The following is a 22,851-nucleotide window of genomic DNA, read 5'->3' as shown; positions in this document are numbered from 1 at the left end:
TTTCATTTTTTTTGAATTTCATTCTTCAAGTCATTAATCGCCTGACATAAATCGGATATTTTTCTTTCAAATCGGATTAATAAGAATGATGTAATAGCTATGGGAAAGCCCAAATTAGCAATAAGTGTTGGAAGGTCTATTTCATTCATTTTTTTTCACTCCATTCAACTCTTGACGTAATTTCGATAGAGCATTTAAGCGATGCTTTGAAATATTTTGTTGGGATACATGCATGAGTTGGGCTATTTCCCTATCATTCAACTTTTGAACATATGCATACGACAAGATTAGCTGTTGATTTTTAGGTAGTTTCTCATAAGCTTGATATAGGAAGGGATCAGTTATGTGATATTTTAAGTTTGCTGAAGCAGGCTCAGAAGCAGGCTCAGAATCAAATACAGCCATTAATTCGGATCCAAGATTTTTTTCATTGTTATCCAGTGTCAAAATAAATCTACTGGCTTTCAATCGCCTCTTTTTGTCATAGTTAATAGAGTTGTAATGAATTAAATTGGCCATGTACTTAATAAATCTACGGTTTGCTTGATCATTCATTATAGTATTTAGACCCCCTTTTTAAGAGATCATTCCTACACTATAAAGAGATATAAAAACACATTTTTACAACCATTTTCCATCAAAGGAACAAATGTTCTGTTTTTATCTATAGATTTACCATTCCCCAGCATAGAAATAATGAAAAAGCACCAAATGTTAGGGGTAACAAAAACAATATTTTTACATTATATATACTTGTTGTATAGCATATATAATTTCTATGCTAGTGCTGAAGGTAGGACATTCGTGGTGGCAATTGATTTGGTGAGCGGCGAAGTATTGGGTTCGTCGATCGCTAAGATTCGATGTGTGGCCGGGCTGTATGACACGTATAATCCTTGAGAAAAAAACTATCCGTTCGATTCAAACAAAAATAAGCCAGCTTCAGGAGCTGGCCAAAGACTTGAGCTAAATTAAAAGAGATGAACACTAGAAATCACGATCCCGTTTTATAGTTCAATGGGACCGAATCATCAGCCCCTTCTATCTTTAATTTTCTACCCAAAATTGACAGTAGTAGAATAATGAAAACTCTCGGGTTGGATGCGCCTCACTAGCCTTTTGGCGATGTTCGGGTAATTGGCTTTGAAAAGGGGGGAGATCGAGCGGCCTTTGTTGCACTAATGGGACACGTTTAAGTTGAATCAAACAACGAAAGTCTGGACTTTGTATTTACCATACATTTGTCGTGATGTGGATAAAGGATGGTCTTCAATAATCTAAAGACCATCCTTTGTCGGTTTTAGGGGATCGTGGAGAAGCCATGTTCTTGGCGGCCTCGTTTTCTTGGGTTATTAAGCTGTCGTCCCCTTTATGGAACATTATTGCTGATCTCGGTCAGAAAACCGTTATTTGAGGCTGTATCAATTAACTGTTGAATTTCTCGATGTGCTTTGTAGTTAAACATATACCATTGGTTTACATTCGCTTCATAAATTAAAGCCTCGGGATCCTGGTCCTCATCAAATGTTTGAACTTTAGTATAAATGTCAAAACGCTTTATGCTATTCCCTTCTTGGTCTAAAAAGTCATATTGTCCAGCTTTATAGTAGTCGCCAGTTGTGAGGTAATTAAGATTCCAGGAGTAATTAGAAGGTTCTTCGACCTTTTTTCCTTTGTTTTCTACAAAAACATGATATATTGCTTCATTATAGGCATTTCCATTGATATGATTTACTATGCCGCCCATAGTCATGTGTACTTCTTGTTGCAATGTTTTCACTTTTACACCATCAATGACTAATGGCTTGTTTTCGACAGTAACTACAAAATTGCTATACCCGACATTGGAGCCAAACATCTCTGCAATAAAACGAAGTGGAACCATCACGTGCTTTTTCTTAAGATATGGTTTGGCATCAAGCGGCACCTTTTTACCATTTTTCATTGCTGTATTACTATTCAATTTCAAGACTACATTTACATTACTTCTTTTGAGCACGATTTCTGAATCTGACCAGTTGACCCTAGCTCCCAAATTCTCACTGATCACTCGCAGAGGTACCATTGTTCGATTGTCTTTAAATTCAGGCTTCACATCGGAGGAAATAGTAACACCTTCAACTTTTATCTTCATGTCTGCCGCATATGTAGGTAATGCGGTAATCGATAAAATCAATGCAGTGAATATTCCTGCGAGAAGCTTTTTCAATTACTTCACTCCTTTTATTATATTTTGCCGTACCGCTCTTCCATGGGAGCTTAACGAAGAAGTTGTAGTATTTCATTTGTTCACTGGCAACCCATATTATACCTTTTTCTGCAAGATATTACTACCCCTCCATTGCTAAAAAAGTCTCCCCAAAAAAACTGGGAGACTTTTATTGAATTTTTTATTTATAAATTTTTCAAAGACGCATACACATCAGCGTTACCAATCCATGTCTTATCCAAAATATACTTTCTCCTGTCAGGTGTGGCTACACCTAGAGGCCACTCTTCTGTCTGTACTTTATTCCCCATGGTAAAGGCAACCCAATTATTTGAGCTATTTTTATATTTCATTTCATAAGCTCTCACCTGGTCATGGAAAACACTCCATTGTTTTAGTGGTGGGGTATATCCCGTATCTTGATTAGTAGCAATGACTAATCGTGCAGAGTTAACAACATTAGTGACTGTTTCATCGAAACTTCTAAAAACCGCATCATTGACCTTGTATACAACCTTATTCTGTTCGTTTAGTTCGATTGAAAGTGTGACAATATCACCGTCATTAAAAAAATCTCCACTTTTTTCTCCTTTTTTTGTATTACCTTCTCCATTCGCAAAAATGCGCCATTTCCATGCACCATTAGGTTTAAACTCAGTTCGGTCTGCAATAGATATTCCACATTCATAACCATTAATACCCACATAGAAATTAATATAGTCATACGCTCTTGGCAAGGTTTTACTGTTTGGTAATTTTATTTTTGCTTTGAACCCTCTGTCGTTAAGATTATCAGTTTTGATTCTTACAAGCTTTGCATACTCAGTATTAAATGCCATAGTCAACCATTCCTCTCAATTAGTTTTTGATAACCCTTTTTAACGTGTTATCACTAATATAAAGAGATAATGAAAACCGATTTTACAACCACTTCCGAACCTATTTTTAAAGAGTCATATACGGTTATCTCAACATGCCATCCAATGAGTTTATTCATCTTCAATTCACTTCATTTTGAAGACATGGTACAAGTAATACCAGATGAAAAAGCAAAAACCGCTCAGTGAGCGGTTTTTGCAAGTGGATAAAGGATGGTCTTCAATAATCTAAAGACCATCCTTTGTTGATTTTAGGGGATCGTGGAGAGGCCATGTTCTTGGCGGCCTCGTTTTCTTGGGTTATTAAGCTGTCGTCCCCTTTATGGAACATTATTGCTGATCTCAGTCAGAAAGCCGTTATTTGAGGCTGTATCAATAAACTCTAGAATTTCTCGATGTGCTTTGTCGTTAAACATATACCATTGGTTTACATTCGCTTCATAAATTAAAACCTCGCGAACCTGGTCCACATCATCCATTGATCGAACTTTAGTATAAATGTCAAAACGTTTTATGCTATTCCCTTCTTGGTCTAAAAAGTCATACTGTCCAGCTTTATAGTAGTCGCCAGGTGCGAGGTGACCTGCATGCGAGGAGTAAACAGCAGGTTCTTCGACCTTCTTTCCTTTGTTTTCTACAAAAAGATTATATATTGCTTCATTATAGGCATTTCCATTGATATGATTTACTATGCCGCCCATAGTCATGTATAATTCTTGTTGCAATGTTTTTACTTTTACACCATCAATGACTAAAGGCTTGGTTTCGATAGTTACTGCAGAGTTACTGTGACTGACCATGCAGCCAAACACTTCTGCAATAAAACGAAGTGGAACCATCGTACGATGATTTTTTAAATATGGTTTGGCATCCAGTGGCACCGTTTCACCGTTTTTCACTGCTGTATTGCTATTCAGTTGCAAGATTAACTTCACCTTACTTTTTGTGAGCACGATTTTCGAATCCGACCAGTTGACCCTAGCCCCCAAATTTTCACTGATTACTCGGAGAGGCACCATTGTTCGATTGTTCTTAATTTCGGGCTTCACATCGGAGGAAATCGTAACACCGTCAACTTTTATTTGCAGGTCTGCCGCATATGTAGGTGAAGCGGTAATTGTTAAAATCAATGCAGTGAATATTCCTGCGAGAACCTTTTTCATTCTACTTCATTCCCTTTTCAACATATTTCGGCATACCATTCCTCCATGGGAGCATACGAAGAAAATAGGAGTATTATTTATGCTCGCTTCCAATCCATATTATACCTTTTCATTACAGGAATTTCTAGCGATCACTTTTAAAAAAGTGCCGAGCCCCTACTCCTCCACCCGAATCTCCACCACCGACTCCGCCAAATCCACATCCTCATGATCGAGCCGCACTTTGACCTTGCCGACTCTGCGAGCTTCGCGCCATTTTCTCAGGTCTTCTTCATTCTCCAGCTTCAACTCCGCAATTTCGCTAGCCCGATCAAACATGTACTTGCTCGTATACAGACATGTATAAATCCCTTGCCCTCCTAGAGCAATGGGCTTGTCCCGACGATCCCAACGTTCAATCGTAAATTTAACATAAAGCTCCTCTTCTGTTCCGGGGCGAGCGGGTCGCTCCGTGATCTCCCGTCTCCGAACTACCTTCCAATCCTGAACGCGGCCGAACCATTGAATCCCCGTGTCCCCTTGTCCTTGGAACTTTTTGCGCGACTGACACATCGCGATGTATTCGATTTGGGTAAGGAGCTTGTGGTCTGCGATATTCTTAAGCGGCATATGGTAGAAACGATGCGTCAAAGCCATGTCCAGTTGGGATGGCCCCCTTAGTGAACCGACAAGAACATTTTTGCCGGCAAACTTGTTGTAATAATACTCCATCGTTCCGCGGGGGCGGGTGGAACGTTCGTAGGCTTTTTCCGGGCTGTCTTGGATCATCTCGTCAAGAAGTTGCTCCATGAGATTTGTAGCATTCGGCAGAAACGGAATCGCCCCGATGTTAACTAGCTGAATGCTTTTATAAAAAGGATGCTCCCTAAATTTCACCTCATCCGGATACGGAAAAAGCACATACGCCCCAAACATACTCCGCTCGAACTCCCCGTTCCGCTGATCTTTGTACACAATCGCATCCCGATACCGATGCATCGTGTTAATATCCTCTTCCTCTGGCCCAGGCTGTTGATACTTCCTCCAGTAAGGTGTCCCTTCATAAGCTGGATTTAAGCGGTATTTTGCATCAAAAATATATTTATACTCGATCGCCGCGTCATTCTTTTTCAACGTCAGCACATTATCCGGTCTCTGCGCCAACGTAGAAGTGGTGTCTTCCTTAGGCAAGGAATTATAGTAGAGAGTAAAGACCTCGCCATTCCGCGGATTTCGATAAACCATCTTCGCCTTTTGCCCACGCTCCAGCGTCACAAAAAGACCATTACGATTCACCTTAATCAAATCCTGGCTAACCAGCTCATATTTTCGCTGCATTAACTCGTGGATTTTCAGGAAACACCAGTACTCATACAGCTGCGCCAAGTCCTTCATCGATAACCGGAACAAATCCCCTTGAATGGATAGGCCCTTCATCAGCAAAAGATAAATCCGATATACCTCCCGATACCCCGGAGCCATCTGCAAGACGAGCGTCAACGAAACCTGCCTCATATCCCCCACTTGTAAAAAGTCCTGCTGCAACAGCCGCTGTAACTGCGAACTCATCACGTCAACTTTTTTTAGTAATACGGGATCTGGACTCCCCTTCTTCGCTACGTTTGTTCTGAGTTCCTTTAACTTCGAGGTGATGCGTAGCAATGCCCAGCGAATAAACCGATTTTCCGCCGTATCAAAGTCCATATATCGTCTGGTTTCAAGCACATGGGTAGGTTGCTGCAGCCCCGGAACAAAAAGCTCCGGCCTTTTGCGCAAAAAAGCAATATTTTCCTTCCCTACCCGCTTCGCCCTCGACGCCTCCACAAGATGAGATTCGCGTCGCATTTTGTAATGGGGTGCATTTTTGATGCGTTCAATACCTTGGGTTAGCTGCCCAAAAACCTGCTGCAATATCGTAAAAAACTCCGTCACACTCTGATACCGAGTCTCTCTCAATCCCGTTAAGTGAAACGTCTTGCGAAGAAAGTCAAAAGACAGATTATAGATCTGCTCATTAACCTCCCGCAAAATCACTTCGTAATCGTGCTTGTAGTCCATTTTTGACGGAAACACTTCCAGTTGGAGCTTAAAGATTACCTCCCCATGCAGGCGAAGCTCAAGTTCCGTCAAGCCTACTTCATTTTGAAAGTTAAGCACACCCGACAAAATCCTACTGCCCAAGGGTTTAACAGCCTGCCGAAGGTGAAGATTCTCATGAAAAAAGACAATCGGTAGATCCTGCTTCTTCTCCACGACGAGTTCATAGCTTTGCGTTTCATAAAACAAGGGCTCTGCCTGATCACCAGGATTCCATGCTTGGAGGCCCATTGTCTGGTGAGAAAACACTTGAACCGAACGAATCTCTACCCTAGAAGTGGGGACCTCCACATGAAAATGGGCATCCGCCCAGACATCACCCTCCTGACGATGGAGCTGCAAAGTCTCAACGGTCGGATGAAACGGCTTCCCTTGAATATATAGATTAAAAAGATTGCTCTCGATTCGCAGCAGCTCAACCGGTGCATTACGATAACCAGTAAGAGGTGAATCCATCTTCTTCAAGCCTCCGTAACATCGAAGCGATTTTCCTTGCACTCAGCGGATACTTGGCCTGATTTAACAGATCACTGAGCTTGCGGCCCTCGAACAATAAAGCTGCATCGTCCATATAGTCGTTGACGACAAAAGAGGAGCCCACACACTCCCGCATCAAATTCAGGAGAACCCTCCGGATGGATGTGCTGCTGCCTTGAATGCGTGGCAGTATTTTTTGAAGCAACTGATGATCAAACGCCTCTTCTTCTGAAAATAACCCGAACCGCTCATTATAGAGCATATAAAAGCATACCGCATCCCGAATCCGAAACCCGACATGGGCATGGATCTCCTCTAGAATACGATTGATTTGCACTAGTACATCCGTTGTCTTCGTGATGAGTGCTTTCGATTCGGCATGATAGGCATCGACAAGCTGAAGATAGTCGCTTCTTAGGAACTGATTTGAAGTAGGCTCTGGACCTAGCTCTGAACCCGGGTCCTCATCAGGAAATTGAGCTAAAAAGATATCATTAAATTCTATCGTATTCGCCCGGTCAAGCACCTTTTTGCTAAAAGGATGTGTCGTCTCGTCCATATTGACCGTTCCGATCAAATACACATTTTCAGGAATCGACAAATTGCCATACACCGCCTGATCCTCATCCTGCACAAGTGAATTGCCGTGAATGATTGGAGCAGTTGTAATACGACCATCCTTCCATTCCTGTGTCTCCAGAATACTGAGCATATCGCTGAAGTAGTGCTCCACTCGAGCCAAGTTCATTTCATCAAGGCAAATGAAGTAGGGTTTGCTCGGGTTTTGGGATGCCTCCAACAACACTTCGGTAACGCGACCTGGACGGAATTTGCCCGACAAATCACTATAGCCGATCAGGTCGGATGGATCGCTCCAGTCTGGACGGACAGGGATCAACGTAAACTGACCATTCTGCGCAGTGGCTCCCATCGCCTCAGCAAAAAGCTTGATCAGCTTCGTTTTCCCCGTTCCCGACACGCCTGCCAGGATAACGAAGGGTTTGGTTTTGAGGGAGAGGTAGAAGTTTTCGATTAATCCGGGTGGGTATGCGAAACCTTTATGTTTAATGTACGTTTTGATACTATCAAGACGCTCGCGAACTACCTCATCATCCATTATCTCTTCCACCGTTTCCACAGGATATTCTGGATCATCTGCCTGATCTGTTTGAAGCTTCCGATCGACGTACTCTTGATAAGTCGTCATCAGTTGCTCTAAATCTGCAATTAATTGATCGTCGCTTGGAATATTAGAAGCATCATACCGCTTATAAGCGGCAGTAGATACTTGGTAATCACGACCCAAACCGGCTGAAGTGAGATGGATATTCTCATCTGTAGAAAAACCCTCAAAATCCAGGCTTTCTCTTAGTTCAATCACCTTTTGTTCTAAGAAAGCATAACCTTCCCTTTTTCCTAGATCAGTTTTTGGCTTCGTGACTCCCTGGTTAAAAGTCAAGTAAACCGCGCTCATGTCCTCCGCAAATAGATAAACAACATATTCCCCGTACTGTGTTGACTTCGTAATTCGCGTATCCATGAGTGCTATCCATGGCACCCCCGCCCAATTCCCCTTCCCCACCGATCCTTGAATTCGAATGTGCTCAGAAACAAAAGGAAGCGATCGAAGCTGTTCTGGTAGTTTTCTTCTGAATAGAGCACCTAATGGATGATTAGCAAAGGGTTCAGACTTAGCCCCATGATATGTATGTAGAATATGATCTAGGCTTTCTTTAAGAGAGAAGTTAAATCCTTGCTTAGATCCAAGCTGACTATGATACAAGTCTAATTCTCGATTTGCATAATCCTGAAGCTCAGACAACAATTCTTCCCCCTGCGACCATACTGAATCCGCAAATGTCAAAAAGGCCCCCTCCGATTGTTTAACAACAACCGAACGAAGCGCTTCTATTGGAGTTTCGAGTAAGGATTTTACTTGTGGAATACTCATGAACTCCCACCGATCTGTAACCTTCGGCGGTGGTGAGTCCACAACAAGATTTTGAGTCTCTCTATATTGGTAATAGGTCAGGAACCGTCTCGCCACATCATCAAGTTTGAGCATTTTGTCGTGTGTTTCCTGCCAGGTCTCAATCATTGCAAACACAAGCACCATTTTATAGGACTTTTGCTTTGAACGAAAAATAGAAGAAAGTTCGACTGGAAGTGACATGCTTTGTCCTCCGGGATAGTGATAGGTTTTTGGCACAATTTATTAATTAGGAATAGTTACTTTTAATTTTATTAGTTACCCCCTTCTAAATTTATCTTGACGCCAATACGGGAATAGTAGCTTAGCCCCAAAGCAGCAATTAAGATGAATTAAAGGATAGACGATAGAACACAGCCATGGGATAAAGCCAAAAGCCTATGAAGGGTACCGGCGAGCTTTGCCTGAATAAATGCCATTGATGAGATCTGCAAACTCTAAATCCCCTTGTTCAACCATCAGCATATTGGTCGAACTTATCAAGCGCATTGTTTATCAAACTTGACATAGACCATCCTCCAAGACAGCCGGCAAAGCTCACGAGGGAGCAGCGCAGTCACTAGTCGTCATATCAGTAATTTATAAAACCAATCATTCACAACTGATAAAACGATAGACTACCACTTCCAAACTGTGGTTATACTCAGTTTATATAACCAAATCCCCCTTTGAAATCCACTGTTTCTACTCCTCATGTAACTTACACTCGATCGAAATCATTTAATAAATTTAAATATAAGTCTTGTGCTAAATGAAGCCGTATCTCTGGCCTTCTATGAAATCTGGGAATTAAAAACCTTGTTTTAAAGTATTCCGTGTACTCTTGGAAGGGGAGAAACAAAAACTCTGGTTTTGATGTTTCGCCTTTTAAATATTCCTTAAAATTAGTAGCAAGTGGAGAGATGAACACTTCTCTTTTAATTCCATGTTGAAGGACTGGTGTCCTAGAATATCCTAAAATCTCCATAGTTTTTTTTATAACTCTCATTCTCCAATTTGGCCCATTACCAAATTCATGCCCGTCAGCATACTTTTCGTCTCGTTCAGATAAAAATTGACGCATTAATCTAAACACTTCCTCTGAGACATGAAAATGTCCAAACCCAGCTGTAAACCCAATTTTCTTCAATAGGAGTCTCCGACTTTCTCCTTTATCAAAATATACTCGATTGTAAACAGATGATTTTCCTAGAGCCGAAGTTGTGGTGATTAAGACTAAATCAGCCGGCTTGCTCTTCCCTTGAATAATGGTCTGCTTATCTTTATATTTACCTCCAAAATAGCCCCTTACCTCATTTGTACTTAAAACCCCTGCTAAATATTTTCCAACAAGCAGTTGGTTATATGGAGGAATGGCACCTAATACATAGGCATCCATTACATTGAATAGTCGTTCTTTACGGTCCTGAGCATTCCACCCAATATAGTCATCACGTACTTTTAAATTAAAAACAGGGTCTCCTAGAGCTATTATCCCCGCAAGCTTTCCGTTACTCCTATCCATGACTAAAAATCTCATTCTTCTTCCATAACCCTTACTCACAGGGACACTCCAAAGTAAAGTTGCTATTCTAAAGAGTCTTCCTGTCCAGTCGTTTGAGGATACTGGTATAAGCTCAGGTCTAAATTTTTCCGGGTCAATCTCTACTCCGTTTGCAAAGTAGGCATTAATAAGATATTTCCCATACTCTTTAAAAAGTTTAATATCCTCCATATGACGAGTTCGCTTTTGCTGATGATGTAGTCTTCTAATGTCCTCTTTTGATGTTAATACAGGAGGTCGAATTTGATCACCAAGAATTAAATAACCTTGCTCTTCTAGGGATTCGAATAATGTATCCTTCATTTTCTTTTTTGTTATTTTTACTCGTGAAGAAGGCAACTTTATCCCCATCCAATCTAGTCTTAAAAGACAAATAAAAAGATTAATGGACACCACCATACTGGAGGGCAGGTGGTGTCCACATTTATGCTTCAAGCATACTCTTAATCTTGTTGTACACCAACGGCAGATTCCTGGTCAATAGGTATTCATTTTCAACAAACACCTTTAATCCATTTGAATGGGCTAATAACGGATGATAGTCTCTAATATTTTTAGAATCGAATAACGAATGATAGGTACCTACAGCTATTTTCTGCTTTTGTCCATATATTGTTAGAGGAATTCCATCTTCAATTGTTGTCACTTTATACCCGTCTAATTCTAATAAGCGTTTTAATGTAATCAGTTTTTCTGACTGCTCTTTTGCCGTTTCTATTTTTGGAACGTCACCATTGAATAAATGTTTTAAAAGCGCTGCACCTATAAAGCGATCTAAATTGGAATGCCAATACTGATTTTTGTAATGCCTCATACAATTTGTACAAGATCGATCACAATTACTCGGACAATGCTCTAAAAGATCCAATGTACTGTTAATTATAAACTCAAGTTGTTGGCCTGCTTGTTCTGCATAACCAGCTCCGCCCGATAATGTATCAAAAAGATAAATATCTGCACGTAACGGCTTGTTATCGGACCCAGCTTCAATTAACCGATAGCCCGCTTGAAATTCAGTTGGGTCGATATCCAACTGTTTACTTGAGGCTAACAATAAAGCTTCAGAAATGGTTCTGAGACCATCGTGTAAGATACTTAACGTTAATCTAGAGTTTGCATCCCTAACTAATGGTGAATCAATTTGTACCCTCAGTAATAATAAGTCGGTTTGAAATTGATGACCTAATACAACTTTCTTAAAGTGGCCATCGCACTTAGGTGTAACATTGATTCCCTCACGTGGCTCAACCTCATAGGGACGATGATGCGGACCCTTTCTAGGCTTCTCGCTATTGAATACCGATGCGGCCCCACATTTAACACAGACCGAGAAACCATCATTGGTTTCATCATCCCCTTTGTTTACCATAACTAAGCGCCGATCTTTTGCATATGTGAACTTAATATTTCTACCCAATTCACCCCAATCTGTTAGATCGTCTTCAGCAAGAGGAACTGGGAATTGAGCAGACGTCGCGTAGGTATAATCCTGTTCTTGATCGCCTTCAATAATTGCTCTTCCTTCTTCAGGGTGAAACACTTCCGGAATTAGCATTTCTGATTTGATTAACTTAGAATTACAAATTGGACAACTAGTTAGGATCCTTTGGTCAGAAATTATGTCTTGTACGAAAGTACACTTTTCACAGGTGACATAGGGGCGTATATTTCTTCTAAATAACGGAGCAGCCCTGTCTGGATCTGTTACGTGTGCATTATTTGCTGTTATACCACCTGAACGATAAGTAGTTTTATCGACAACTATCTGTCGGCCAGGTGCAAATTCACTTAGTGCTTTATCTATAGATTGCTGTGGCCTCTCTTTTACAAGAACCTTGAAACCACCTTTCCTCTTTAGCCTTTCTTCAATGATAAAACTACATAAATTCGTTGGAAATGCGTAACTAGGCAAAAGCCCCTCATCAAAAAGGTAGGCTAGTAACTCATCCTTAGAATCATTGTTAGATTCGTCAATGTCCTCATTATCGTCACTATCCTCGGATACTACAGTTTTTAGATTTGAGTCAAAAGAAAGCGACTTGATTTCTAAAATGTCTACCAATTCTTTTGTTACCTCTAGTACCCAGCTAGTATTATCATTCGAGATACCTTCAGGAATCCATTTCACCAAAGACTCTAATAGGCCGTCCTTATTCCTAAGCAATTGATCATTTATCCAGGTTTTGAATGATGACAATCTAAATGGATTATTTTCATTCTTACTAAAGAAATCAGATGTAGCTCCAAGTGTTGAGAACAGACTCCTGCTGCTTTCAAACTTTACACCTTCGTCTATTAAATGATGAAAAAAAGTTTGAAAGAGAAAAGCATGCACATGTCTTCGAGCAATTTTTTCATTATTTGTTTTAATCATAGGTTGTCTTGGTGTACCAGCAACGATTTCCTCTGGGTTATGGAAATAGTAACTATCATGGGGACCCCCTTGAGCAAAAGTAATTACTGTGGAAACTGCAGACCCCCTACGTCCTGCTCGCCCAGCCCTTTGTTGATAATTTTCACGTTGAGGAGGTACATTTCTCAGACCTACAGCAACTAAAGAGCCAATATCAATTCCAACTTCCATTGTTGTTGTGCAACTCAAAATGTCAACAGGGCCATTTTCGACATCTATTAAAACATCTTGAAAACGAAGTTCATATTTTTCTGTTGTTGCAAAGACAATCCCCGCGTCCCTATTTGATAACTGGGCCGTATGCTCTTCAGCTGTAACATGTTGGGGGCGTCTACCATTAAAAAGAGCTTCAACGACCGGGTTTCTTAAATAACCCTTCCTGGATTGAATATACTTATTAGTATTAGGGTCTATTATCTCTATGTCGGCACTTCCGCAATTAACACAGCAGTTCCCAATAGCCACTGGATGAATTTGGGTGCACAGATTACACGAATACCAAGGTGATTCAGTGTCTATCGCAAGTACTACAGCATCATTTTTGACTGAAAAAGCATTACCATCGGAATCACAGAGTCGCCTTCTTAAAATATCTTGTATGGAGTCTATTTGGAATTCACAACATCCGTATTTATCTACCAATAACCGTATAATTGTTTCACTTAGTTTCCCGTCACCTACCCAGCTTTTCTGGGGATATCCTGCTGCTTCTCGCCGTACCGAAGATGAAATCAAACTTTCAGTACCAAAAGCATATTCTTCTAGTAAGCTGTTTAGAAAACCATATATAATGGCGTCTACTGCATCACTCGGAATATCAGTAGATATTGTATTTATGTCTCTATAAATATTTTTGGGCTGAGCAGCTCTTACATATCCCAATAAAGCAGATTGTAATGAATATTCCCTATTGCATATTTGACGTAACAAAGCTTTATAATAACTTGGGCTAGGAAGTGGCTGCCAATCATTTTCTAATGCCTCTTCAAGAGATCCCTCATAATCAGATTGAAATTCCCTAACATCACTTGTAAGTCTTCTACGATCATCTCCATCAAAAAACTGTAAATTAAATTCAGCGACAACAGAAATAAACGATGCATAGAGCAGCGAGTTTAACTTTGGGTTTCTGTTCTTGATTTTATTATATTTAACAACTGCTAAAGCAATTACTTGTCTAAACGTATCCCATTCAACTTCTCGAGGAATGTCCCTTGCCAGCCTGGCTGCTTTCTGCCGGCCGTCAGAGAATAGTAGTACCTTCCTCCCCCCATTAGGATTTTCAACGGTCTCAGCCAATCTAGGAGGTTGTAAAAGAAGTTGGGATTTTACTAAATTCGCAAACGGAGCTTCACCCTTTGTAACCAGATCCATTATTTTACTCCGACCACGCCACTTTTTTAGACAGATAGGACATGATTTATATACATGTTCATTGGAATCTAATTTCGAAACAGGTCTGTAGACCTTAATAAATCCATTAAAATCTTTAGGCTCTTCTCTCATTAGATGACCCGTAGTGACATCAAGCCAAGAAGGTACACAATTAGCCATTGCATCACGGTGAGGCTCTCCATCAACTAATAATTGGATCTCCCTCAGGTGATGAGGTTCGTCATCCTCTATTCCTACTTCAGTAGTCGGTTCATTAAGTAAAAAGTTATCGGTTCCTCCCCGAATATACCCTCGAATGAATGCTGCCCCACAGTCTCTATGAGTTAACAGTTCATATACACGTCCCTTTTTATTACAGTTACAATGCAGTCGAGGGGTCGTATATAAACGTCCTAATATATACTGCTCGTTTTCTTCTTCTGAAAGCCGTTCTGTACAATAAGGATTTATACATGCATATAAACCAGGTAAGCCCCTGTAGAAGAGATGCAACCTTGTTGGCAAAAATACCCGATTATCCGTTGCCCTTTTGGCATAAGCTCCTAATGCAATCAAAACCTCGGTTGCCGAGTTAGCGGTTCTTAGAGAAACATTGGGAAATAAAGAAATACTTATTTCCTTTAAAGGCACAGCCCTGCCGCTAAGAGTGATTACCATCATTTCTGCTGGTCCCCAATTTTCCAGATGATTATAAATATAATTGGGAAGTTCATCGATGCTCTTAGGTATATTACTCCAACCAAGAGTTACTCCCAACTTCTCAATTTGACTTAAAGCTAATCCGGGATCTACAGCTGCATTTTGAAAACTAGTGAGGTCCACCTTAGCCAAGGCCTCAGCTTCAAAGGTAGTACCAGGAGATGCGCCACTTCTTTTTTCTTTTACCCCCTTCACCAGCTTTATTTTAGAAAAATCACTAAGGCCTGTAAGTTCAGCAGCAAACCTTTTCGTTGCAATCTCTGCCTCTTTGCCCTCTCCCAAACTTGCACTTGTTAGGATACATTTTAATCTATCTCTACCTATTCCTAAGCGGGCCATTAACCTTCTAATTAAAAGAGCGACTTCAGCACCACCAGTGCCTCGATACATATGTGCTTCATCCAGTACAAGAATTAATTTATTGTCGACATTACTTTCTAACCATGCTTTTGTCTGATTAAAAATAGGACGCTCAATAGGCCTAATTAACATATACTCAAGCATCGAATAGTTAGTAATAAGTATGTCGGGGCATGATTGGTGCATCTCGTGTCTGGTTAATAATTCCCTATCTGAAGGCTGAGTTTTTAATCTTTTATGCCAATTCCGTTTAATATAGTTTTTACCCGATTTCACCCCAGATTGATATACTGCTTGCTCCTCCTGTTCTTTAGCAAAGAAATTAACCAAATCCTTACTCGGCCATTTCCCTTTTTCTTCAAAGATTGAAACCATCTTAGAGTCGCTTACTTGCTTCAAATAGAAATCTTCAAAGAGGGGGGCTATATGAGTATTGTTTTTTGAATTACCAAATTCCCCTGGATACGGGGTTCGTGATGTATACGATCCAAACCTGATTGGACGATTGCGGGAACCTTTTAGAATTTCCGAAGACCTCTCGTTACCAAATAATCGTCTAATTCTTCCGAGTTGGTCATTAACTAATGCGTTCATTGGGTATAATAAGATTGCTCGGCAACCGAACATATTGGCAGTATCCTGTCTATCATAAGCTTCAATCGAAAGCTCCCCAATAATCGGCATTAAAAAACTTTCCGTCTTACCAGATCCAGTACCTGTTGCTACAATAATATCCTCCCCATTACCGAGAAATGCCTCTAAAGCTTCTGACTGATGTTTGTAAGGTTTCGGAAATACCCCCACACTTGGAGAAACTTTTGAAAGCCTAGTAAGAGTATCCTTTGCTGGCTTGGGAATATCCAACTCAGTATATGCACATCCCAATTCATAACTAGGCGTTGATTCAACAAACGGCTCTTGATGGATATATCCGATCGTTTGCAAGAGTTCTCTTCGCTCATTTATTAGTGATAGATTTCTAATATGATAAGTTGATTCAAGGTATAATCTTAAAGAATCATGAAGCGCTTTCGACATCCCAAATACGCCCAACGAATCGTTTGAAGTCATTTTACTTTTCCTCTCTATAAATAATGGAATAACCCAAACTTTTTAAAAAGGAGTTGACATATTCTCTATACTCAGGATGTATATAATACTTAGGATATCCTGACTTTGACGGAACTCGGTAAGAGAAAATAGATAAAAACCTATCGACAGACGTCGGAGTATGAATTAGATTTAACCCGTTTTTGTGCCATGTAGCCCTGATTTTGGACTTATGTAATAATTGAAGTCCGTTTGTTAACCATAATATTTTCTCTTTATCCTTTACTACAAATTCTCTCTTGAGAATTCCTTTTTCAAACACACCTAAAAAATAGTACCTAGGTCTATATAAAGTTCTGCACAGCATGACCTTGGATATTCCGAAGGATGCAAAGGTATCGTAACTCAACCACATTCGCTTTGATTTATACTGCAGAGAGTTATCTGAAAGAAATACCTCAAACCTATCAAAAGAAGATAAACTTGTACTACCATATCTCTGAGCGTAATTACATTCTATTTGTGCCCAACCCAAAGTGTCTGTCGGTATCCAACCTACCCAATCATTATATAATTGCCATAAGTTTGAATCTGACAATAAATCTACTGGGATATCCTCTTTCATTAATATTCTACCTAATCCTCGCGCCTTGACCTTGGGTAATATTGAATTAATCTCTTTAGTACTGCGAGTTCCAATTACTGCAACATAGCTTTCACCAAGATATCTAGGTAGTTCAACGAATCTTACCGGAGAGGGTAACCAAAACCCATTACGAACATAAGTGCAATCTCCAATTAAGGCTAAGTTCCATAATGTCCACTTCATTAAATCAGATGAATCATTGTGTTCTTCAGATTTAATTACTTCAGTATATTTTGTCAAATTTCTTGTCTTTAGTTCCGTCCAGATTCCTTCTAATTGAGCATTAACAACATTCAGCAACTTCATAATATAGACCGGTTCCACTTTATCTCTTTCATGCAATGAAAGTTTGTTAAGGGTTATTCGCAAATATTCTGCAATAACTATATATTTTTGAATCATTTTATTCTTTAATACAGGTTTTAGGGGAAGACCAAGATATTGAAATAAGATCTCCATGCCGGCTTCTATATTTATTGCTCTCATATCATTTCCTCTTGATTTACAATTAATTCAATTAACAACTTTGAACGGTCATCTAGTTCAATCTCACTCAGAAACTCTGATAATTTGCTTTTTCTACATACATATAGCATTGGTATCAACCACCCAAATGTGGTGTTAAGTCCGACTGTTTTATAGTGCATCCGTTCACATAATAAAGAACTTATTCGTTCAGCGCTTAACACAGCTTTCCGCCACAATACTCCAATAGCAATGCTATTTGACCAATTAGGTAGTCCTAGACCTTCTTCATCTAAAAGCATAGTAGATGAATCTTGCATAACCTCATCAATAATATTTGGATTAATTTTGCCATGTACTGGTGTAACCGCAAACTTATCTCCCCATTTTAACGCATCGGTATTATAAATTGGACCAATATCAATAACCCCTTTGCTTAAAGGTAAGGCACCTGCGCCTTCAGTTATTGTTGCTAAAATTATAATTTGTAGATTTGTATTGATCCTGAGTATTCTATCCGAAATAAATTTATGAAGTGCTGCCCCATAAACCTCAAATGTAGACCTATTTATCCCTTCAATTAATATAACAATAGGGCCTGCCTTTTTATTTGGAATGAGGCTCTCAAACGCCAATTCAAATGGAGTTGGACTCATCATCCCCAATGGGATTTTTATTACGTATATTGAATCTGATACCAGTGTTTTTGCAACTGTCTCCGCTACTGTGACTGCTAATGATCCCGAAAAGGTAACCATTTGTCCCGAAATAAACGCAGAAATAAGTTCTACTGAAAGTTTTCTTGCATGAGTCAAAATAATTCCTATTTTCTTAAGATTCTCTTCCAACTTGGAAACGGACTCTTCAATCCCCGTTAATAAAATCGGATCAGAAATGTCCTTTTGGAGAAGAAGAACAACTTCTAAGCCATTCGTATCTTTAGAAATCTGCTGAGTTGTGACGGCTGTATGCGCTACACTAGAGAACGTGTTCTCCAAATCGGTCTTCATTTGGAAGAGTTGCTCTAATACTTCGGTATAGGTCTCCCTTTGCCTTTCTATTTCTTCTGCCATTTCAATAAGCTTAGTATTAAAGGAATCTAATTGTATTTGAGAGATCCTCTCGACTTCTGAAATTCGACTGATTATTTGACTATTAATTCCTGTACTGTTTTTATCGAGCTCATATATTAGTTTTTTGCATTCATCAAGCTTACTTTCTAAATTTTTTTTTAGTCCTGAAAGTTTCCTTTCATAGGTATCAACATTCTTATATTCATTGACTCTAATATCCAATTTATTTATTTCTTCTTTAAACCCACTATATTCCTTAGTTAATTTTATTACTTGTTTCGTAGTGTTATCGTTTATTACTTTAATTTGTTGCCCTATGCTTTTTATTTCAGTTTCATTTTGTTTTAAGCGCTGGTCGAACGTATTAAACTTTAATCTTTGTGTTAATTCATCATGACTAGGGGCTAGTTCTAAAAGTTCCTCAACTTCTGAGTCAGGCAAAAAAGGACTGAATTCTAACCAAGTATTTAACGCTTCACGTGTTAAAAACTCACTACCACGTTGTTGAATTAGTTTCCTCACTAGGTCTTTTAAATTTTTATCTTCGTAATGGGAGTCAAGTTCCCTTACTAGTTCTACTTTAGATTTGAAATTTAAAGCATGCCGAAAAGATTCATTTGATTGTGTCCATGCCAACCATATCTCCTTCATGAGTTCCCAGTCTTTTTCAGTCCAACGAAGTATCTTTTTACAATATTTATTTATCTTCATCTCAACTTCTTTTTCCGGTCGGAATCCATTTACTTTAGGTAGCCGTTTTAAGAGCACTGTTAATAGGGGAGTTGAAACACCCTTAATAAAATTAACTAGCTTCTCTGTTTTAACTTTAGAGATTATATTTTTTTTTTCGATAGAATAAGTTAACGTCATATCAAGGTCCTCCTTAATTCTTTCTTCTATCTTCAACAGCCTTATTTAATTCCTTTATGATAGTTATGTATTGGCTAGAAAATTCGACCGGAATTAAAGAGTTTAAAAGCTTAATAACCAGAGTTTTGTCCAAGGCACACAAATAATTAAGATACTGATTATTCCAATATGGAGCAGTCCGAATATTTCTGAATCCATTTCCCATTGAGTGTACTAATAACCACTTTACTCTCATTCGCCAATCAGCACTCATATTTATTTTCTTATCAACTTTGGTCTTAAAATTCACACAAACCCTTCCATATTCTGTAGCCTCAATTACTAAATGAGTTAAATCCATTGATAAAAAATCATTTAAAAGCGCACAAAGTTGGTCAGCAACACTTGGACCCATACTGTTGTCGACTAAGTCTCTTTCATATGTTTTATTTTCACCAGCAACTCCCCACCTGATATTTATGCTCAAACGACTTGGCACGTCTATCTTCTCCAGGATAATATTTTTCGAGTACCAACTCTTAATGAACTCATACGTTTTAGAACTATGAAGACTTACAGAAACCAACTCGTTAGTGTCATGTTTATATCCAATAAATTTTATACTAGGACTTTCTAATGATACTTTTGGTTCGTGAGAAGCAACTGCAAGCTGAATTCCGTTTTCAAACTCATTGTCAATCCAAATATTAAATTTCCCATTCTCTAATCGACCTAACGATATTAAATATGGAGTTGCTCCATTACCTCTATGTCTCGTTATTCTATTTTCACTAGAAGAATGAAAAAATATTTCGTTCCATTTCTTTGAACTTGCCGTGCCTACCACCGAAATTAGAACATCACTCTGAGGTTCTATTACTAGCGAATTATCTGGTAGTCTCGTTAAGGGTACCGGAGTAACCAATGTTATATCAGTTGGTGGAAACTCTACCTTTCTCTTCAACCTCTGCCTTACCCACGTCTGCACAGCATTGTTGTAATTTATTGGAAGATTAATGATTATTCCGGTCCAAGAGTCCAGCTTGTATAGAGATCTTATAACTAATCCCTCTGCATTCGGATACCACCCGGGGTCTGCTCCAACTTTCCATAGAATTATATATGTCTTTCCCCAAAACAATGACTGATTTTGGCGAAGTCGTCTCCCACCTTGAGGGGAATATTTAAAAACTGTAAAATTAGACAGACCCTCAATAGGCTGAATAACTCTATTGTACCAATCACCCTCGGTAAGGTTATCAACAATCAACTTATAGGCTGATTCTTTAGGATTTACTCCAATCCGTAGTCCGCCTGATTTTATTTGATTAATTGGAATAGTCCTTTCCCCTTGCTTTTCATATGGCACCTTTAAACATCCATAAGTTCTGTCTGGTTCAGGTATACCAATTTCTAAACACCAATAATATCGTTCAGTATCTTCGAATATTCGAATATATAACCCTAGCGTCCTCGAAAGCACTTCCTGTTGAACTGCCTTTAACAGTAATTTTTCAGCATAAGTACCCGGCATATATTTTTCGCACTCGGGATTAGCTTGACCAATTGCATGTGCAAAATAAACACGTTTTTTACCTTTTCGAAGTTGAACAGGAGCTTCACAGCTGGGACAAAGATAACCGTGATACTTCGATATATTTTGATCATATGCACTAATTTCTTCGTTCGTTATTGGATCAATAGCCCAGTCCATTTTTTTCTCTCTTTCTAAATTAGATTAGTACAAGAGACATATTGACTTATCTTATATATTATTCCACAACATGACTATATGATCCTTTATAAATCAAAACTTTTTTAGTAAATAATTGAAATAAATAATGACCTTCTTGTTTACTCAGTTCAGAATAATTTGCAAGGAAATTCAGAAATTGACTCACAATTGTAGAGAACTTTCATGCTCTTATAGCAAGTGCGAATATAGAATGAATAGGGAGATAGTTTCACAAAATCTATCACACCTAATATTTCATTATGAAATTGGGGACAAGGGTATGGGCAAAGTCACATATGTTACACGGAAGATGTGCTCTATAACGCCGATTCAATAAACCTTCTTCTAATTCCCCTCTTACAGGCCCGTGCGATGAAACTACTACTACTCCATCTCATCCCAAATTGCTAAAGTATCAATCACCTGAATCCTTATACGGATCAAACTCATCCGCTCCGGCCATACAAACGCCAATCGGTTTCAGCCCATGCATAACCTCATGTTTTCCCTTGCTCGTTCAGCACTTCCTGGAGCAACTGGTACACAAAAGGGCTCTCGTCCGTGCCCGCGCCGCGCAGTTCCACGCCGAAATCCCGGACGGCCGCCAGCATCTGTTCGGTGGTGATTTGGCCGCCGCTGCGGGTGCGTGTTTTCCAGTTCATTTTTCCGGCCGCTTGGGTCCGGCTCATGATTCGTCCCGCTCCGTGATAGTGATGTAGTAGGGATCTCCTTCCATCAACACAACAGTATTAAAAATAGCGTGGGACGCCACCTCTTCATGTACCCAACAAAAAAAGAGCGCCATAATAGCGCTCAGTCTTTACTGTTCCTTAGATTTGTAACACCAAAAGGCACGTGGGCGGAAGGCGAGATACTTGATACGCCCTCAATATGACTGACTTGGTCATCAAAAAAGATATGGGGCCGGAACACCTTCATTACTCTCCCTTTATCAATTCCTCCTAAGAAGAATGCATCATCAACCCGTATTCCCAAACTCCTCAAGGTAGTTACAACACGTTCATGAGCCGGTGCATTTCTAGCCGTAGCAATGGCTACTCTAATCCGGGGAATATAGGATGCGTCGTTTTGTTTTTTCTCCCATTCCCGCTGCTGTAATCGCGCAACTTCTCTAATAAATTTATTTAACGGGCCCGGCGGAAGCGCCTCATTGGCCCTTTTTTTCTCATTCTCATGGAAACCCTGCATTCCAAGTTGTTGAAATATATTCTCTGACGAATCATCGGCAATAATCCCATCAAAGTCAAAAGCAATTCGCAATTCGATCTCATCATCGTCATCGATAAACTTAGTTGGGAATACCTGTGCAGCAGGAAGTCCATTTTTTAGAGCTTCTCTGACATCACTGGGATTAGCGGAAAGGAACAGCGAGGCGTTAAAGGCCTCCATATAAACATACGGATTGGACCCTGCCACAAAAGCAGCCCGAGAAATCGAAAGACCATAGTGTTCAATTGACTTAAACACACGAAGTCCAGTATCCGGATCATTTCTTGACAGCAGCACTACCTCGACCGGCTGCTCACTCGGCTCTTGGCTATTAATCGCTAATAGCCGCTTTATCAGCGGAAAAGCAACCCCGGGTTCCAATACAACTTGTTCGTGCTCATGCTGATATTTTCGGTACTCCTCCTCTCCTTTCTCCCTGAAAACATTATCAGATTCCTCGAGGTCAAAAAGAGCACTTGAGGCAACAGCGACAACAAACTTTTCATCTATAGGAAACGGCATATGATCCCCCACGCGAGTTGTTTTGGATAGTATATCATAGAACCTTTTGACATGAAGCAAACAAGGCACGAGAAGCAT

At 39.6% G+C, this 22,851-nt stretch carries 13 protein-coding genes and 1 pseudogene; all 14 read right to left on the bottom strand.

Features of this window, described 5'->3' with window-relative positions; translation table 11 throughout:
- Positions 1 to 2: 2 nt before the first annotated feature.
- A complete protein-coding gene (locus V4U88_RS15370) occupies positions 3 to 149 on the bottom strand; it encodes a YvrJ family protein (RefSeq protein ID WP_334074128.1) in 147 nt (48 codons plus the stop codon).
- The gene (locus tag V4U88_RS15365) at positions 142 to 555 is read right to left on the bottom strand and encodes a sigma-70 family RNA polymerase sigma factor (RefSeq protein ID WP_334074127.1); all 414 of its coding nucleotides are present in this window, start codon (positions 553 to 555) and stop codon (positions 142 to 144) included. Before V4U88_RS15365 ends, V4U88_RS15370 begins: the two co-directional genes overlap by 8 nt.
- 814 nt (positions 556 to 1,369) lie before the next feature.
- Entirely contained in the window at positions 1,370 to 2,209 is an 840-nt protein-coding gene (locus V4U88_RS15360; RefSeq protein ID WP_334074126.1) for a copper amine oxidase N-terminal domain-containing protein, read from the bottom strand.
- A gap of 185 nt (positions 2,210 to 2,394) precedes the next feature.
- Positions 2,395 to 3,048 (bottom strand): hypothetical protein, encoded by a 654-nt coding sequence (locus V4U88_RS15355; RefSeq protein ID WP_334074125.1) that lies wholly within the window; start codon positions 3,046 to 3,048, stop codon positions 2,395 to 2,397.
- A gap of 359 nt (positions 3,049 to 3,407) precedes the next feature.
- The gene (locus V4U88_RS15350) at positions 3,408 to 4,250 is read right to left on the bottom strand and encodes a copper amine oxidase N-terminal domain-containing protein (RefSeq protein ID WP_334074124.1); all 843 of its coding nucleotides are present in this window, start codon (positions 4,248 to 4,250) and stop codon (positions 3,408 to 3,410) included.
- Between the two features lie 156 nt (positions 4,251 to 4,406).
- Positions 4,407 to 6,782 (bottom strand): DUF2357 domain-containing protein, encoded by a 2,376-nt coding sequence (locus V4U88_RS15345; RefSeq protein WP_334074123.1) that lies wholly within the window; start codon positions 6,780 to 6,782, stop codon positions 4,407 to 4,409.
- Entirely contained in the window at positions 6,754 to 8,976 is a 2,223-nt protein-coding gene (locus V4U88_RS15340) for an MrcB family domain-containing protein (RefSeq protein ID WP_334074122.1), read from the bottom strand. The genes V4U88_RS15345 and V4U88_RS15340 overlap by 29 nt, the downstream gene beginning before the upstream one ends.
- A 517-nt stretch (positions 8,977 to 9,493) precedes the next feature.
- Positions 9,494 to 10,735, bottom strand: coding sequence for a Druantia anti-phage system protein DruA (locus V4U88_RS15335; RefSeq protein WP_334074121.1), 1,242 nt, complete (start codon positions 10,733 to 10,735; stop codon positions 9,494 to 9,496).
- A 25-nt stretch (positions 10,736 to 10,760) separates the two neighbouring features.
- On the bottom strand, positions 10,761 to 16,274 hold the full coding sequence (locus V4U88_RS15330) for a DEAD/DEAH box helicase (protein WP_334074120.1): 5,514 nt from the start codon (positions 16,272 to 16,274) through the stop codon (positions 10,761 to 10,763).
- Position 16,275: 1 nt separating this feature from the next.
- Positions 16,276 to 17,385, bottom strand: coding sequence for a hypothetical protein (locus V4U88_RS15325; protein ID WP_334074119.1), 1,110 nt, complete (start codon positions 17,383 to 17,385; stop codon positions 16,276 to 16,278).
- Positions 17,382 to 19,307: a hypothetical protein gene (locus V4U88_RS15320; RefSeq protein WP_334074118.1), complete on the bottom strand. Its 1,926-nt coding sequence runs from the start codon at positions 19,305 to 19,307 to the stop codon at positions 17,382 to 17,384. The genes V4U88_RS15325 and V4U88_RS15320 overlap by 4 nt, the downstream gene beginning before the upstream one ends.
- Before the next feature lie 13 nt (positions 19,308 to 19,320).
- On the bottom strand, positions 19,321 to 21,000 hold the full coding sequence (locus V4U88_RS15315) for a competence protein CoiA family protein (protein ID WP_334074117.1): 1,680 nt from the start codon (positions 20,998 to 21,000) through the stop codon (positions 19,321 to 19,323).
- A 436-nt stretch (positions 21,001 to 21,436) separates the two neighbouring features.
- Positions 21,437 to 21,731, bottom strand: a pseudogene (locus tag V4U88_RS15310) (RtcB family protein); the annotation flags it as partial.
- 103 nt (positions 21,732 to 21,834) lie between these two features.
- Positions 21,835 to 22,773 carry a 5'-nucleotidase gene (locus V4U88_RS15305; protein WP_334074361.1) on the bottom strand — a complete coding sequence of 313 codons (939 nt, stop codon included), beginning with the start codon at positions 22,771 to 22,773 and terminating at the stop codon, positions 21,835 to 21,837.
- Positions 22,774 to 22,851 lie beyond the last annotated feature (78 nt).

Origin of the sequence: Paenibacillus sp. A14 (assembly GCF_036864815.1) — a bacterium.
GTDB lineage: Bacteria > Bacillota > Bacilli > Paenibacillales > Paenibacillaceae > Fontibacillus > Fontibacillus sanfengchensis.
Note: the sequence above shows the minus strand (reverse complement) of the source record. Positions and strands in the feature narration are given on the sequence as shown.